The 14,925-nt window shown below is 74.7% G+C and carries 14 protein-coding genes; 7 read left to right on the forward strand and 7 right to left on the reverse strand.

All coding sequences use genetic code 11. The annotated features are described in order from the left end of the window. The first annotated feature begins 6 nt into the window (after positions 1–6). Entirely contained in the window at positions 7–1,389 is a 1,383-nt protein-coding gene (eccB, locus tag O7600_RS01565) for a type VII secretion protein EccB (protein WP_281591934.1), read from the forward strand. A gap of 13 nt (positions 1,390–1,402) precedes the next feature. Here eccB and O7600_RS01570 read toward each other — a convergent pair whose 3' ends face one another. The 4 genes from O7600_RS01570 to O7600_RS01585 form a co-directional block, all read right to left on the reverse strand. Next, complete coding sequence (locus O7600_RS01570) at positions 1,403–2,005, reverse strand: class I SAM-dependent methyltransferase (RefSeq protein WP_281591935.1); 603 nt, start codon at positions 2,003–2,005, stop codon at positions 1,403–1,405. A 118-nt stretch (positions 2,006–2,123) separates the two neighbouring features. Next, positions 2,124–2,990, reverse strand: a complete 867-nt coding sequence (locus tag O7600_RS01575) for a carbohydrate ABC transporter permease (RefSeq protein WP_281591936.1) — start codon at positions 2,988–2,990, stop codon at positions 2,124–2,126. After that, entirely contained in the window at positions 2,990–3,949 is a 960-nt protein-coding gene (locus O7600_RS01580; protein ID WP_281591937.1) for a sugar ABC transporter permease, read from the reverse strand. The genes O7600_RS01575 and O7600_RS01580 overlap by 1 nt, the downstream gene beginning before the upstream one ends. Then, complete coding sequence (locus O7600_RS01585) at positions 3,946–5,337, reverse strand: extracellular solute-binding protein (protein WP_281591938.1); 1,392 nt, start codon at positions 5,335–5,337, stop codon at positions 3,946–3,948. The genes O7600_RS01580 and O7600_RS01585 overlap by 4 nt, the downstream gene beginning before the upstream one ends. 121 nt (positions 5,338–5,458) lie before the next feature. Here O7600_RS01585 and O7600_RS01590 point away from each other — a divergent pair, with 121 nt between their 5' ends. From O7600_RS01590 to O7600_RS01600, 3 genes are read left to right on the forward strand one after another with little or no spacing between them, the layout of a single operon-like run. Beyond that, positions 5,459–6,496 (forward strand): zinc-binding dehydrogenase, encoded by a 1,038-nt coding sequence (locus O7600_RS01590; RefSeq protein ID WP_099161339.1) that lies wholly within the window; start codon positions 5,459–5,461, stop codon positions 6,494–6,496. Then, on the forward strand, positions 6,497–7,315 hold the full coding sequence (locus O7600_RS01595) for a sugar phosphate isomerase/epimerase family protein (RefSeq protein ID WP_281591939.1): 819 nt from the start codon (positions 6,497–6,499) through the stop codon (positions 7,313–7,315). After that, entirely contained in the window at positions 7,312–8,655 is a 1,344-nt protein-coding gene (locus O7600_RS01600; RefSeq protein ID WP_281591940.1) for a hypothetical protein, read from the forward strand. The genes O7600_RS01595 and O7600_RS01600 overlap by 4 nt, the downstream gene beginning before the upstream one ends. A 94-nt stretch (positions 8,656–8,749) precedes the next feature. On the opposite strand, the gene O7600_RS01605 is transcribed toward O7600_RS01600, so the two are convergent. Both O7600_RS01605 and O7600_RS01610 read right to left on the reverse strand, forming a co-directional pair. After that, positions 8,750–9,454 (reverse strand): CBS domain-containing protein, encoded by a 705-nt coding sequence (locus tag O7600_RS01605; protein ID WP_281591941.1) that lies wholly within the window; start codon positions 9,452–9,454, stop codon positions 8,750–8,752. A 132-nt stretch (positions 9,455–9,586) separates the two neighbouring features. Beyond that, positions 9,587–11,758, reverse strand: a complete 2,172-nt coding sequence (locus tag O7600_RS01610; RefSeq protein ID WP_281591942.1) for a molybdopterin-dependent oxidoreductase — start codon at positions 11,756–11,758, stop codon at positions 9,587–9,589. Between the two features lie 111 nt (positions 11,759–11,869). On the opposite strand from O7600_RS01610, the gene O7600_RS01615 reads away from it, so the two are divergent. Further along, positions 11,870–12,463 (forward strand): maleylpyruvate isomerase N-terminal domain-containing protein, encoded by a 594-nt coding sequence (locus O7600_RS01615; protein WP_281591943.1) that lies wholly within the window; start codon positions 11,870–11,872, stop codon positions 12,461–12,463. A 207-nt stretch (positions 12,464–12,670) separates the two neighbouring features. Then, positions 12,671–13,066, forward strand: a complete 396-nt coding sequence (locus O7600_RS01620) for a DUF2267 domain-containing protein (RefSeq protein ID WP_281591944.1) — start codon at positions 12,671–12,673, stop codon at positions 13,064–13,066. 424 nt (positions 13,067–13,490) lie between these two features. Here O7600_RS01620 and O7600_RS01625 read toward each other — a convergent pair whose 3' ends face one another. After that, positions 13,491–14,102: a TetR/AcrR family transcriptional regulator gene (locus tag O7600_RS01625; protein ID WP_281591945.1), complete on the reverse strand. Its 612-nt coding sequence runs from the start codon at positions 14,100–14,102 to the stop codon at positions 13,491–13,493. Positions 14,103–14,156: 54 nt separating this feature from the next. Here O7600_RS01625 and O7600_RS01630 point away from each other — a divergent pair, with 54 nt between their 5' ends. Continuing rightward, positions 14,157–14,921 carry an SDR family oxidoreductase gene (locus O7600_RS01630; RefSeq protein ID WP_281591946.1) on the forward strand — a complete coding sequence of 255 codons (765 nt, stop codon included), beginning with the start codon at positions 14,157–14,159 and terminating at the stop codon, positions 14,919–14,921. Positions 14,922–14,925 lie beyond the last annotated feature (4 nt).

Raw genomic sequence — 14,925 nt, forward strand, 5'->3', positions numbered from 1 at the left:
GAATCGATGGCGTCGCGGCAGGACCAGCTGCACTCGTACCAGTTCGCCGTCCAGCGCGCGGTCGCCGCGCTGGTCATGCGGGAGACCGACCCGGCCCGGTCGCCGTTTCGCCGGTTGGCCGGCGCCGGGCTGGCCAGTGTGCTGGTGGCGGCGATCGCGCTCGGCGGGGTGGCGCTCTACGGCCTGTTCACCGGCGGGGGCAGCGCCTGGCGGGACACCGCGGCGGTGATCGTGGAGAAGGAGTCCGGCGCCCGGTTCGTCTACCGGGAGGAGAAGCTGCACCCGGTCCTCAACTACGCCTCGGCGCTGCTCATCATCGGCGCGGAGCGGCCGAAGACCGTGCTGGTCACCCGCCGGGCCATCGAGGGGGTGCCGCGCGGCCTGCCGCTCGGCATCGCCGACGCCCCGGACTCGCTGCCCGCCGCCGGTCGGCTGGTCCGTGACGGGTGGACGCTCTGCTCGTCGGTGACCGTCGAGGCGGGGCGGGCCGAGGCCCGCTCGACGCTGCTGATCGGCCGGGACGCCCCCGGTGGGCGGCCGCTCGGCGACCAGGGTCTGCTCGTCCGCCACCCGGACGGCGGGCTGCACCTGATCTGGCATGACCGGCGCTACCTGCTGCGGGACACCGACCGGGTGCTGGCCGCGCTGGCCGCCACCCGGGAACGGGCCGTCCCGGTCGCGGCGCCGCTGCTCAACACCGTGCCGGCCGGCGCCGACCTGGTCCCGCCGCCGGTGGGCGACCTGGGCGCCCCCTCCGAGGGGGTCGACGGCGCCGAGGTGGGCGACGTCTACCTGGTCCGCAACTCCGGCGGCGGCCGGCAGTACGCGGTGGCCGGGCGCGGCGGACTGGCCGGCATCACCGAGTTGCAGGCCGCGCTGCTGCTGGCCCGCACCGGCCAGGGCGAGCCGGAGCCGATCACGTTGGGTCGGTTCGCCGCGCTGCCCAAACTGCCCGACCTGGTGCCCACCGGTCCGGCCGCGCCGCCCGCCGTGCCGCCCCGGCTGGCCATGTCCGAGGGCGGCGCGCTCTGCGCCCGGGCCGGCGACGACACCGGCGTACGCGAGATGCGCCTCGGTGCCACCGCGCCGGACCCGGCCGCCGCCGCGCGGACCGCCGGTGGCCGCAACGGGCTCGCCGACCAGGTCGTGGTGGAACCGGGACGCGGCGCGCTGGTGGAGGCGGCGGCCGCGCCGGGCGCGACCGGCGGCGCGGTCTGCGTGGTGACCGACCTGGGCCGGCGGTACGCGCTGACCGGCGCCGACGTGCCGGGCATGCTCGGCTACGCCGGGGTGCGCCCGGTGCGGCTGCCGGCGAGCCTGGTCGACCTGCTGCCGGCGGGCAGCCCGCTCGATCCCGAGGCCGCCCGCGCGGTGGCCACGCCGGCGTGACCGGGCACGCGACTCAGGCGGGGCGGCGCAACACGGTCACCGCGAACTCGGCGTCGTCGCGCCAGGGACGTAGGTCCCAGGTGGCGAAGCGGTGTTCCAGGCGCAGCCCGGCGGCCACCGCGTCGGCGTCCAGGTCGGCGACCGGGTAACCCCGGTCGGTGCCGAACCCGACCACCACCAGGCCGTCCGGGCGCACGTGGGCGGCGATCCGGGCCAGCACGGCGGGCTCGGTGCCGGGGGCGACGAACGTCATCACGTTGCCGGCGACCACGGCCGCGTCGAACGGCTCGGGTTCACCCTGCCCGGGCAGGTCCAGCTCGGCCAGGTCGGCGACCAGGAAGCGGGGGCCGGGGTGGTCGGCGCGGGCCGCCTCGACCAGCGTCGGGTCGGCGTCCACCCCGACGAGGGTGTGGCCCCGGGCGGCCAGCGCGGCGGCGACCCGGCCCGTGCCGCAGCCGGCGTCGAGGATCCGCGACCCCGGTGGCACGAGCGCGTCCACCAGCCGGGCCTCACCGGCCAGGTCCGCCCCCTCGGCGGCGAGGCGGCGGAACCGGTCGACGTACCACTGCGAGTGGCCGGGCTTGGTGTCGGTCACCCAGCGGGTCGGCTTGGCCATGACCTCACGGTAACTGATCTTGTTCAGGTCAGCGCGATGAACCTCGCGGCCGGTGCGTGCGGCACGTGTGGAGCGGGGCCCCGCCCCGACCGAAGCCGTTGAGCGGGGCCCGTTCCTGTCAGCCCTTCTCCGCCCCGCTGGTGAGTCCCTCGGTGAGCAGCCGCTCGCCGGCGAAGAACAGCACCACGATCGGCAGGGTGAGGATGACCGAGCCGGCCATCAGCACGGTCTTGGGCACCTCCACGCCGTCGGCGAGCAGCGACAGCCCGAGCGACACGGTCCACCGGTCCGGCCGGTCGACCATGAACAGCAGCGCGAACAGGAACTCGTTCCAGGCGATCATGAAGTCGTACAGGGCGACCGCCATCACCGACGGCGCGGCCAGGGGCAGGCTGACCCGGCGGATGATGCCGAGCCGGCCGGCGCCGTCGATCGCCGCCGACTCCTCCAGACTGACCGGGATGGTCTCGAAGTAGTTCTTGAGCATGTAGACCGACACCGGCAGCGTCTGCGAGATGTAGACCAGCACCAGCCCGAACAGCGACCCGCGCAGCCCGGCCCGGCTGAACACCACGAACAGCGGGATCGCGATGACGATCGACGGGAACAGGTAGACCGCCAGGAACAGCGCGCTGACCTGCCGCCGGCCGAAGAACCGCAGCCGGGACACCGCGTACGCGCCGGGGATGGCGACTAGCAGGGTGAGCGCGGTGGCGGCCAGCGCCACCAGGCCGCTGTTGCGGATGAAGGTGAGGAAGCCCTGGCCGCCGCTCTCGACGGACTTCAACACCTCCGCGTACGTGGCGACGGTCAGCTCGCCGAACGGCACCCAGAGCGAGCCGGGGTCGAGCAGCAGCCGTTCGATCGGGCGCACCGAGAGCACCAGCATGTACCAGAACGGCAGCAGGGTGACCACCAGGAAGCCGGCGATCACCAGCCGGCGCAGCCAGCGCAGGCTGACCGTCTCGATCCGGTCGCGATCCATCACGCCTCCCGTCGCGCGCCGAAGAAGCGCAGGTAGATGGCCACGAACACGAGCAGCACCACGGCCAGCACGACCGCCTGGGCGGCGGCCGCGCCGATGTCGGTGCGGGCGGTGAGGAACTGGTAGACCCGGACGCTGACCACCTCGGTGCCGGCCGAGCCGCCGGTGAGCAGGTAGACGTCGTCGAACTTGTTGAACGTCATGATGAACCGCAGAACGCCGATCAGCGCGATCACCGGCATCAGCTGCGGCAGCAGGATGTGCCGGAACCGCTGGGTCGGTGTCGCCCCGTCGACCCGGGCGGCCTCCTCCAGCTCGCCCGGTACGGCCTGGAGCCGGGCCAGCAGGAACAGGAACGCGAACGGGAAGTAGCGCCACGCTTCGAACGCGATCACGGTCCACAGCGCGGTGGACTCCTGGGACAGGAACGGCACCGGCTGGTCCCAGCCGAGGAACCGCCGGCCCCAGTCGTTGACGATGCCGAGCTGCGGGTCGAGCATCACCTGCCAGACGAACGTCATGGCGACCACCGGCGCCACGTACGGCAGCAGCATCGACGCACGCACCAGCGTGCGACCGCGGAACGGCCCGCGGACGGCCAGCGCCGCCACCAGGCCGACCACGATCGACCCGACGGTGCCGCCGACGCTGTAGAGCACCGTGGTCCAGAGCGTGTCGGCGAAGCCGGGCGTGTGCAGCACCCGGTCGATGTTGTCCAGCGTGAACTCGCCGAAGAGACCGGTCTTGCGCAGCGTCGCCAGGCGTACCCGTTGGAAGGCCAGCACCACGGTCCAGACGATCGGGATGCCGATCACCGCGAGGACGACGAGCAGTGTCGGCGCGACCAGCGCGAGCCCGGCGCGGGACTCGCGGCGGCGCAGGGTCAGCGGCCGGCGGCCGGGTCGGCGGGGCCGCTCCGGGGTGGGGGAGCGGCCGGCCTCCGGCGCGGTCGTGGTCAATTGACACCCTTGGCGATGGCGTCCACGTCCTTCTTGGCCCGGTCCGCCGCGCCCCGGGCGTCGGACTTGCCGCCGACCACGTCGGCGAGCGCCTTGGGCACCGGCAGCTCACCGAGGATGGCCCCGACCAGCTTGCCCTGGCCCTGGGTCAGGCCCCAGCGCTGAAAAGTGTCCGGGCTCTCCCGCAGGGTGGCGAGCACGTCCTCGCCGTAGACCTCGGAAAGCGGCTTCTTGGTGTCCACACCGGCCGGGCTGGTGTTCCAGGCGGTGCGGAACTTCTGCTTGTCCTCCGGCGTGCCGGTCCGCACCGGGAAGCGCCCCTCCGGAGACATGCCGAACCAGCGCGGGTAGCCGTCGGAGAGCATGTACTCCACGAAGGACTTCGCCGGGTCGGCGGCGCCGTCGAGCACCGCCCAGGAGCTGACCTCGCCGTACTGGGCCGGTTCGGTGCCGTTCGGGCCCTTGATCGCGGTGACGAAACCGCTGTTCTTCGCCAGCCAGGCCGGGTCGGACTGGCACTGCGGGCAGGTGGGCCGGGCGTCGTTGCGCAGCCCGGCCAGCTCGTCGAGGATGAACGGCGACCAGATGAGCATGGCCGCCTTGCCGGCGAAGTAGGTGGCCCGGGTCGTGTCGACGTCCTGGGCGCCCTTGACCGAGTTGTTCCGCATCAGGTCGCCGTAGAAGCGGAACGCCTCGACGCACTCCGGCGAGTCCAGCGTGACCTTCCCGGCGTCGTCGGTGAGCTGGCAGTTGTTGGCCAGCGCGAGGTGCTCGAAGGTCTGCTGGGTGAACACGTCGCCGGGGGCGGTCGCCGCGGTGATGCCGGCGACCCCGCCGGTGTTCAGCTTCGCCGCCGCGGCGGCGATCTTCTCGTACGTGTCGGGGGCCGGCAGGCCGGCGGCGTCGAACAGGTCCTTGCGGTAGACCAGCAGTTGGCCCCACCCGTCGCTGGGCACGGCGAGCTGCCGGCCGTCGTCGCTGGTCAGCTCCAGCGCGCGGGGGGAGAAGGTGTCCCGGCCGAGGGCGTCGACGACGGCGCCGTTCGCGTCGGGCTCCAGCAGCTCGTTGCCGGCGAGGGTGCGTACGCCGGCGAGCGAGACCGAGCCGACCACGTCGGGCAGGTCGCCGGCGGCGGCGCTGGAGGCGATCAGGGACGGGAACTGGTCCTCGTTGACGGTGACGAGGTTGACCTTGACGCCGGTCTTGGCGGTGTAGTCGGCGATGATCGCCTTGGTGGCGTTGACCCGGTCCGCCACGTCCTCCAGGCTCCACACGGTGATCTGGGAACTGTCGGATTTCTGCCCGTCGTCGCTGCAGGCGGTCGCGCCGGTCCCGGCCAGTGCCAGGATCAGGCTCGAAGCGAGCAGCCGTGTTGAGGGTGATGACATCGGTGGCACTCCTCTCGAAAGAGCACGGCGCGGCATCAATACCCACCGATTCATCGATCTAATCACATATGCCCATTTTTTCGGTTAGAATCGAGGCCGGCACTTCCCTCGGAGCGACGCCATGGGCAACTGGGTTGTCTCTCTGGCCGGGCCCCGGCGCGTACGCCTGGAGCCCTGCCCCCCGGACCGGCTCGGCCCGGGCCAGGTCCGCGTCCGCACCTGCTACTCCGGCATCTCGGCCGGCACCGAGCTGACCCTCTACCGGGGCAGCAACCCCCGTCTCCGCAAGGACTGGGACGCCACCGCCCGGATGTTCGTGCCCCGGCAGGCCACGCCCGCCTACCCGGTCGTGGGCTTCGGTTACGAGGAGGTCGGCGAGATCGTCGAGGTCGCCCCCGACGTCGCCGACCGCCGGGTCGGCCAACTCGTCTGGGGCATCTGGGGACACCGCGCCGAAGCGGTGCTCCCCGCCGCCGCGGCGCACCCGCTCGCCCCCGGCCTCGACCCGCTCACCGCCGTCTTCGCCCGCCCCGGCGCCATCGCGCTGACCGCCGTGCTCGCCGGCGACCTGCACCTCGGCGACTGGGTCGGCGTCTTCGGGCAGGGCGTGATCGGGCTGCTCGGCACCCGGCTCGCGGTGCTGTCCGGCGCGCGGGTGGTCGCCGTCGACCGGGTGCCCGGACGGCTCGCCCACGCCACCCGGCTCGGCGCCCGCCGGGTCGTCGACGCCGGCGCCGACTCGGCCGCCGCCGCGCTGCGCGCGGAGACCGACGGCCGGGGCGCCGACGTCTGCCTGGAACTGTCCGGCTCCTACCCGGCGCTGCACGAGGCGATCCGGGCCACCGCGCACGCCGGCCGCGTCGTCGCCGCCGGCTTCTACCAGGGGTACGCCCACGGGCTGGAACTCGGCGAGGAGTTCCACCACAACCGGATCCAGCTGGTGGCCGCCCAGGTCTCCGGGCCGGACCCGGCACCCGGCACGGCCGGCCGGTGGTCCGGAACCCGGATCGCGCACACGTTCATGGACCTGGTGGCGGAGGGCAGCGTCGACCCGCTGCCGCTGGTGAGCCACGTCGTCGACGCGGGCGCGGTGGCCGACGCCCTGGCGTTGCTCGACCGCGGTGACGGTGACGTCCTCCAAGTGGTGCTGAGGTTCTGAATGGACATCCCCCTGGCCTGCCAGGAGCAGCTGCTCCCCGGCGCCGACCTGACCGAGAAGTACGCCCTCGCCGTGTCCCTCGGCTACCAGGGCATCGAACTGCGCGGGCGGGGTGACCTCGCCCTGGCCCGGCGGCTGCCGGAGCTGCGGCGGGCCCGCGCCGCCGGCGTCGTCACCCCGACCGTCTGCGTCGAGATGGACCACTTCATCGGCGACTTCGACCCGGAGCGCTCCCGGGACGCGGTGCGCAACCTGCGCTCCCAGCTCTCCGTCATCGCCGAGCTGGGCGGTATCGGCGCGATGACCCCGGCCGCCTGGGGCATGTTCTCCCGCCGGCTGCCCCCGTTCGAGCCGCCCCGCTCGCCCGAGCGCGACCGCCAGGTCCTCGTCGACGCCCTGGGCGAGCTGGCCGAGCACGCCCGGGCCGAGGGCGTCACCCTGTTCCTCGAACCGCTCAACCGGTACGAGGACCACATGGTCAACCGCCTCGACCAGGCGGTGGAGCTGTGCCGCGCGGTCGGGTCACCCGCCGTGCGGGTGGTCGCCGACACCTACCACATGAACATCGAGGAGGACGATCCCCTCGCGGCGCTGCGCGCCGCCGCGCCCTATTTGGGGCACGTGCAGGTCAGCGACTCCAACCGACACCAGCCCGGCGCCGGGCACCTGGACTGGGACGCGCTGCTGGCCACGCTCGACGACCTCGGCTATCCCGGCTGGCTGGCCCTGGAGTGTCGGCTGCGCGGCGAGCCGGTCGCCGCGCTGCGCCAGGCCGCCACCGTGCTGCGCCCGGCCCGTCCCCGGCGGGCCGCCGCATGACCGGCAGCCTGGCGGCCGGGGTACGCGCCGGCGCGGAACGTGACGCCCGGCTGCGCCGCCTCGCGCTGGCCACCCTCGACGCCAACTGGGAACACGACCACACCGTGCCCTCGCGCACGCTCTACCCGCACCAGTGGAGCTGGGACTCGGCGTTCATCGCGATCGGGCTGGCCCACGTACGGCCGGACCGGGCCTGGCGGGAACTGCGGACGCTGTTCGCCGCCCAGTGGGTCGACGGGCGGGTGCCGCACATCGTGTTCAACCCCGCGCTGCGCGTCGGCGCGTACTTTCCCGGGCCGGAGTTCTGGGACTCGGCCCGCGCCGACGGCGCCCCGGCCGCGGCCACCTCCGGCATCGTCCAGCCACCCGTGCACGCCCCGGCCGCGTGGCTGGTGCACCGCCGTGCCCCGTCCGAGGCGTCGGTGGCCGCGCTGCGCCGGCTCTACCCCCGGCTGGTCGCCCAGCAGCGCTACCTGACCGGGCGGCGCGACGTCGGCGGCGGCGGGCTGGCCGCCATCGTGCACCCGTGGGAGTCCGGGCTGGACAACAGTCCCGCCTGGGACGCCCCGCTGGCCGCGGTGCCCGCCGACGAGGCGGTGATGCGCGCGTACCGGCGGCACGACACCGCGCACGCCGCCGCGACGCAGCGCCCCACGGACCTGGACTACGCGCGCTACGTCGCGCTGGTCGACGCCTACCGGGCCGGCCGCTACCGGGACGACGGACTGCTCGGCCGGCACCCGTTCCTGGTGGAGTGCCCGCTGGTCAACGCCGCGCTCGGCGTCTCCGAGTACGCGCTGGCCCGGATCGCGACGGTCGTCGGCGCCGACCCCGGGCCGCACCGGGACCGGGCCGCCCGGATCACCGAGGCGCTGGTCACCCGGCTCTGGGACCCGCTCGCCGGCACGTTCCGCCCGCGCGACCTGCGCACCGACCGGCTCGTGGCGGCCCGCACCGTGCTCGGGCTGATGCCGCTGGCCCTGCCCGACCTGCCGCAGCCGCAGGTACGCGCGGTGATCGCCGAGGCGTGCTCGCCCCGGTTCGGGCTGGCCGCCCGGATGGACCGGCCGCTGCCCACCTACGACCGCACCGCGCCCGACTTCGAGCCGTTGCGCTACTGGCGCGGCCCGAGCTGGGTGAACACCGGCTGGCTGCTCTGGCAGGCGCTGCGGACGCACCGCCGCGCCGACCTGGCCGCCGGGCTGCGCGAGTCCCTGCTCGACCTGGTCGACACCGCCGGCTGCCACGAGTACTTCCACCCGGACACCGGCGCCGGTCTCGGCTCGCCGGCGTTCAGCTGGACCGCCGCGCTGGTGCTGGACGCCCTGGCCGACGGCTGAGCGCCGGTCCGGCGGCTGGCGTCCTCGTCGGCGGCTCGGCGCCCACGCCCGGCGGCGTCACCCCTCGGGTCGGCGCCGCCGGTCCGGGTCGGGCTCAGGCGATGCCGGCCGGGGTGCCGCCACCGAGGCGCAGCGCCGACATCGGCGCGTCGTCGATCACGTAGCCGAGCGCGTCGAGCACCTCGACCACGCCGCTAACCTGCCGGGCCAGCCGCAGCGCCAGGTGCACGGTGGACCAGCGCTCGAGTTGGCCGGTGAGCGTCACCACGCCGCCGTGCACGGTCACGTCCACCACGCCGTCGCCGACGCCGAGCGTGCGTCGCAGCACCTCCTCGACCACGTCCCGCCGGATGTCGACGTCCGGCCGCAGGTGCACCTTGAGCAGGTCGCCGCGGGTGACGATGCCGAGCAGCCGGCCCAGGTCGTCGACCACCGGCAGCCGCTTCACGTCGCGCGCGTCCATCAGCCGGGCCGCCTCGACGAGCGTGGCGTCCGGCGCCACGGTGACCGGGGGAGCGGTCATCAGGTCGGCCGCGAGCGTCGCGTCCGCCTTCGCCCGCGCCTCCCGGCGGTGCCGGTCGGGCAGGATGCGCCGCTCACGCGGCTGCCCCAGCAGCTCCACCTTGTACATCAGGTCCGCCTCGGAGACCACCCCGAGCACCCGGCGGGCGCCGTCCACCACCGGGACCGCCGTCACGTGCCGGCCGGTCAGCACGTCGACGATCTCCCGGTACGCCGTGCCCTCCCGCACCGACGCCACGTCGGTGGTCATCACGTCCTGCACCTGCCACGTACGCATGGCGACCTCCCTGTGTCCACCGCCGACGCTACGGGCGGGCGGGACGGGGGAGCAGGGGCGCACGGACCCCGACGACCGGGCCGGAAGTCCCGGCTCAGCCGGCCGACGCCGGCTCAGCCGGCCGACGCCGGCTCAGCCGGCCGACGCCGGCTCGGCCGCCCGACCGACGGGTGGTTCGGTGGCCCGGTCGACGGGTGCGTCGGCGGGCGGCTCGGTGGCCTGGTCGGCGGGCGGCTCGGTGGTCAGCACGTCGGCCGGCACCGGGTCGACCTCGACCCGGCAGTCGTGGAACGTCGGCGCCTCACCCAGGTCGGTGTCGCGGACCGCGGTGACCGCGTTGACCGTGGACCGACCGGGACTCAGCCGCGCCCAGTACGCCTTGTAGGTGAACGCCACCCCCGGCCGGGTCGCCTCGTCGACGGCGACCGCGGCGAGGAACGCGCCCCGGTCGTTGCGCACCCGCACCGCGTCCCCGTCGGCCAGCCCGCGCGCCTCCGCGTCGCTCGGGTGCAGGTGCACCTTCGGTGGCCCGGTCCGGCGGGCGTGCCAGGGCAGTGAGGCGAATGTCGAGTTCATCAGGTACCGGCCGGCCGGGGCGAGCAGCACCAGCGGGAACCTGCGGGCCAGCTCGACGTCGGCGGCCTCGGCCGGCGGCGTGAAGCCCGGCAGCGGGTCCACGCCGAGCCGGGCCAGCGCCGGGTCGTGCAACCGGGCCCGCCCGTCCGGGGTGGGGAAACCGCCGTCGGCGAACGGCGCGGAACCGACCGGCACGCCGGTGAGCCGGGCGTACGTGCGCTCGCGCAACTCCTCGAACCCGATCGGGGTGCCGGCCAGCAGCTGCCGGGCCAGGTCCTCGTCGGTATCCCGGAACGCCGGATGGTCGATGCCCAGCGCCGCGGCGATCCGCCGGAAGATCTCGGTGTTCGGCAGCGCCTCACCGGGCGGTCGGGTGGCCGGCAGGTTCAGCGTCGTGTAGTGGTGCCCGTAGGAGGTGTGCAGGTCCAGGTGCTCCGGCTGCATGGTGGCCGGCAGCACCACGTCGGCGTGGTCGCAGGTGTCGGTCCACCGCTGCTCCAGCACCACGGTGAACAGGTCGGTGCGGCGCAGGCCGGCGAGCAGCCGGGTCTGGTCCGGCGCGGTCGCGACGGGGTTGGCGTCGAACACCACCAGCGAGGTCACCGGCGGGTCGGCCTCCCCGGTCAGCACGGCCGCCAGCCGGCTCATGTTCAGCGACCGGGCCGGTGGCGCCGGCATGCCGGCGGGCCGGATCACCCGCTCGTCGTCGATCGGGTGGTGCCCGCTGGTGGTCACCAGGGAGCCGCCGCCGGGGTGGCGGAAGTCGCCGGTGACCAGCGGCAGCGCGCAGATCGCCCGGATCGCCTGCCCGGCGCCGTGGTGCCGCTGCAGGCCGAGCCCGACGCGGACGGCGGTGGGGCGGGTGGTGGCGACGCGGTCACCCAGGCGGCGTACCACCTCGACCGGGAGGCCGCACTCGGCGGCGGCGCGGTCCACCGGCCACTGGTCGAGCCGGGCGGACAGCTCGGGCCAGCCGACGGTGTGCGCGGCCAGCCACGCCTCGTCGGCCGCGCCGACGTCCCGGACGTGCCGCATCAGCCCGAGCGCGAGCGCCGCGTCGGTGCCCGGCAGCGGCGCCACGTGCTCGTCGCTGCGCGCGGCCGTGTCGGTCCGCAGCGGGTCGATCGTCACCACGTACGCGCCGCGCTCGCGCGCCTGCTGCACGAACGGCCACTGGTGCAGGTTGGTGGCGAGCGGGTTGGCGCCCCAGAGCAGGATCAGCTTCGCCTCGACGATCGTCTCCGGCTCGAAGCCCACCGAGCCGCCGTGCAGCGAGCGCAGCGCCGCCCGGGCCGCGGCCGTGCAGATGGTGGTGTCCAACCGGGACGCGCCCAGGTACGCGAACAGCCGCGGCCCCATGCTCCAGCCCTGCACCAGACCCATCGTGCCGGCGAAGTAGTAGGGCAGCACCGACTCCGGGCCGTCCCGTTCGATGCTCGCCCGCAGGCCGGCGGCCACCCGCTGGAGCGCCTCGTCCCAGCTCGCCGGCCGGTACGCCACCCGCCCGACCCCCTTCGGTCCGGTGCGGACCCAGGGCGTGGTGAGCCGGTCGGGCCCGTTGACCGCGTCGAGGTAGCGGTTGACCTTGCCGCACAGCGCGCCCCGGGTGAACGGGTGGTCGCGGTCGCCGCGCAACGCGACCGCCCGGCCGTCGGACACGGTGAGTTGCCAGACGCAGGTGTCGGGGCAGTCCAGCGGGCAGGCGCCGGGGTGGGTGACGGGAGCCATGGCGCGGATGCTACCCACCGGCGCGGGGCGGCACGATCGGGTTCCGGCGGGGCGGCGGCGTGGGCACGCCTCGGGCAGGATGGGGCGGTGAACGGACCTGGGGAGGGCGCGATGACGGTCACGGCCGACGACCTCGACCGTGCGGCGGCCGCCGTGGCGGCGACGCTCGGGTCGGTGACCGGCGCCGACTGGTCCCGCCCGGCCGGCGGGCTGGAGTGGACCTGCCGGCAGACCGTCGAGCACCTGGCCGACACGTTGCTGTCGTACGCGGCCCAGGTGGTCTCCCGCCCCGTCGACCGCTACGTGCGCCTCGCCGCCGTGGTGGAGGCCGACGCCGGCCCGGACGAGCTGGTCGAGTGCGTCACGTGCGCGGCCGGGCTGCTCGCGTTCGCCGTGCGCGGGACACCGGCCGGCGTGCGCGCGTTCCACCCCAGCGGGCAGGCCGACCCGGCCGGTTTCGCCGCGATGGGCGCGGCCGAGGTGCTCCTGCACGGCGAGGACATCGCCGCCGGCCTCGGCGTCGCGCTCGACCCGCCGCGCCCGGTCTGCTCCCGGGTGGTCGCGCGGCTCTTCCCGGAGGTGGCGCCCGGCCTGGCCGACACCGACCCGTGGGCCGCGCTGCGCTGGTGCACGGGCCGCCAGGAGCTGCCCACCCGCCCCCGCCGCCACACCTGGCAGTGGCGCGGCGCCCCCATCGGCGGCTGACCCCGCCCCGCCCCCGCCCCCGACCCACCCCCGGCGATCTTGCACTTGGTGCCCGCGAGACGTCGCATCGGTCCCTTTTGCCGGGGCCCTTAGTGCAAGATCGCGCGGCGGGGTGGGGTCGTTTGGTGGGGGTGGGTGCGGGGTAGACGGCGGGGCCGGCGGGGCGGCATCGGGTCGTGGCGGCGGCGAAAATGGGGGGAGGGTGGCGTGCGGTTTCCCCTGTTCGTCGAAGCGGTGGCGCGTCGGGCCGAGTTGTCCACGGACCAGGCCGCGACGATCTCCCGGGCGGTGCTGCAGACCCTCGGCGAGCGGATCACCGCCGACGAGGCCGGTGACCTGGCCGCGCAGCTGCCGGACGACGTGGGCGGCTATCTCGCGGCGCCGCAGGGTGCCGGCGCGACCGGCGCGGCGGTGGAGTTCCTGTACCGGGTCGCCGAGCGGTCGGCGGTGGACCCGGCGGTCGCCGAGGTGGGCACCCGCGCGGTGCTCGCGACGCTGCGGGAGACGGTCACGGTGGGCGAGTTCCAGGACCTCGTCGCGCAGCTGCCCCGGGGCTTCGACGCGATGGTGGACCCCATTCCGCGCCCGCCGTACGATGTCTGAGCAGGCTCCCCGCGACCCGGGTCGAGCAGCCGCGCAAGGGCCGTGAGGCGAAGATTCCGCGGCCGGAAAGTATTTTCACCGGAAAATTACTCGCGAGTAGGCGCTTACGCCGAAAATGGTCTGGTTGCTAGCCGGACGATCGGACGGACTCCTCCGCCCCCGGTCCACCGGCGCTCGCCCCTTCGGCTCGACCCGGATCGATGCTCTTCTCGACGAGAAATCGAGTCCTATTCTGCTTCCCAGGTGACGTCCCGGGGTCCGGTCCACCTCCGCGAGGTGTGGTGCGGCCCGGGTTCTCCGTCGTGGCCGGCTCGCCGACCACCCGCGCCGCCCGCGGGTCCGGACCCGGTGCGCGCCGCCGGTCGCGGGACCGTCGGCGGCGCGCACCGGCTCCCGGACCGTCACGGCGACGCGACCTCCTTGGTCACCGGGGATCGGGCCGGGCGGGGTCGGGGATGGTGAAGGCGGCGGCCAGTGCCGTCGCGATCAGGTCGGGAAGGTCGGCGCGGCCGTCGTCCTCCGCCCACCGCACCAGCGCGGTGTGCATGACGGCCAGGCAGGCGCTCGCCGCGGCCGCGGCGCGGAACGCCGAGTCGGGGTCGGCGGCCTCCTCGCCGAGCCCGTCCACGATGGCCTGTTGCAGCAGGTAGTGGTTGTCCAGGTGTCGGGCGCGCAGCGCCGGCGTCGCGATCATCAGGCGTAGGCGGGCGAGGAGGAAACGGTCGTCGCCCTCGGTCAGCGACCGGGCCGACTCCACCAGCGCGCTGCCGATGCGGCGGACGAGGGGCTGCCCGGCCGGCGTCGCGGCGATCCGCTCGGCGACCAGCGGGCCGTTGCGGTCGGCCAGGACGAGGTCCTCCTTCGTGGGGAAGTGCCGGTACACCGTCATCGCGGACACGCCGGCGGCCTCGGCGACGTCGTTGACGGTCGTGTCGTCGTATCCGCGCGCGGCGAACAGTCGCACCGCGTGTGCCTGGATCAGGCGCTGCGTCTCGGCCCGTCGCTGCTCCCGGAGGGTGGTTCGCCGCCCAGTCATGTGATAGACACTATCAGCTTGTTAGTAGCTAACAATTGGGGAGCGACTCACGTCATGAGCGATCTGACCGGCAGGACAGCCCTGGTGACCGGCGCGTCGCGCGGGATCGGGCAGGCGATCGCCGTCCGACTGGCCGCGCGGGGAGCGGTGGTCGTCGCGCACTTCGGCACCGACGAGGCCGGCGCGGCCGCGACGGTCGAGCGGATCGTGCGGGCCGGTGGCACCGCGTACGCCGTCGGCGCGGAACTGGGCGTGGACGGAGACGTCGAGACGCTGTTCGCCGGCGTCGGCGCCCGCCTGGCCGGTCGACCGCTCGACATCCTCGTCAACAACGCGGCGGCGCCACCCGCCGGCCCGCTCGGCGCCACCACCCGGGCGGCCTTCGACCATCTCTTCGCGGTCAACGTCCGGGCGCCGTACTTCATCGTCGAACGGGCGTTGCCCCTGCTCCGCGACGGCGGCCGGATCATCACGATCTCGTCCGCGGCGACCCGGATGGCGAACGCCACCCAGACGTCGTTCGCCATGACCAAGGGCGCGATCGAGACGATGACCCTGACCCTGGCCAACCAGGTCGGCGCCCGGGGCATCACGGTGAACGCGGTCGCGCCCGGCGCCACCCGGACCGCGACCAACGGCCCGGTCTTCGAGACGCCGGGCCTCACCGAGCTGATCACCGGGATGACCGCGCTCGACCGGCTGGGCGGGCCCGACGACGTCGCCGACGTGGTCGCGTTCCTCGCCTCCGACGCCGCGCGGTGGGTGACCGGTCAGGTCATCGACGCCACCGGCGGCCTGTTCCTGGGCCCGCGCACCTGAGCAC

It is taken from the genome of Micromonospora sp. WMMA1998 (assembly GCF_027497375.1).
GTDB classification, from domain to species: domain Bacteria; phylum Actinomycetota; class Actinomycetes; order Mycobacteriales; family Micromonosporaceae; genus Micromonospora; species Micromonospora sediminicola.

Excerpts from the sequence above, each read along its gene's own strand:
- eccB (WP_281591934.1), top strand. The coding sequence starts at position 7 with ATGGCGTCGCGGCAGGACCAGCTGCACTCGTACCAGTTCGCCGTCCAG.
- O7600_RS01570 (WP_281591935.1), bottom strand. The coding sequence starts at position 2,005 with ATGGCCAAGCCGACCCGCTGGGTGACCGACACCAAGCCCGGCCACTCG.
- O7600_RS01575 (WP_281591936.1), bottom strand. The coding sequence starts at position 2,990 with ATGGATCGCGACCGGATCGAGACGGTCAGCCTGCGCTGGCTGCGCCGG.
- O7600_RS01585 (WP_281591938.1), bottom strand. The coding sequence starts at position 5,337 with ATGTCATCACCCTCAACACGGCTGCTCGCTTCGAGCCTGATCCTGGCA.
- O7600_RS01590 (WP_099161339.1), top strand. The coding sequence starts at position 5,459 with ATGGGCAACTGGGTTGTCTCTCTGGCCGGGCCCCGGCGCGTACGCCTG.
- O7600_RS01595 (WP_281591939.1), top strand. The coding sequence starts at position 6,497 with ATGGACATCCCCCTGGCCTGCCAGGAGCAGCTGCTCCCCGGCGCCGAC.
- O7600_RS01600 (WP_281591940.1), top strand. The coding sequence starts at position 7,312 with ATGACCGGCAGCCTGGCGGCCGGGGTACGCGCCGGCGCGGAACGTGAC.
- O7600_RS01605 (WP_281591941.1), bottom strand. The coding sequence starts at position 9,454 with ATGCGTACGTGGCAGGTGCAGGACGTGATGACCACCGACGTGGCGTCG.
- O7600_RS01610 (WP_281591942.1), bottom strand. The coding sequence starts at position 11,758 with ATGGCTCCCGTCACCCACCCCGGCGCCTGCCCGCTGGACTGCCCCGAC.
- O7600_RS01615 (WP_281591943.1), top strand. The coding sequence starts at position 11,870 with ATGACGGTCACGGCCGACGACCTCGACCGTGCGGCGGCCGCCGTGGCG.
- O7600_RS01625 (WP_281591945.1), bottom strand. The coding sequence starts at position 14,102 with ATGACTGGGCGGCGAACCACCCTCCGGGAGCAGCGACGGGCCGAGACG.
- O7600_RS01630 (WP_281591946.1), top strand. The coding sequence starts at position 14,157 with ATGAGCGATCTGACCGGCAGGACAGCCCTGGTGACCGGCGCGTCGCGC.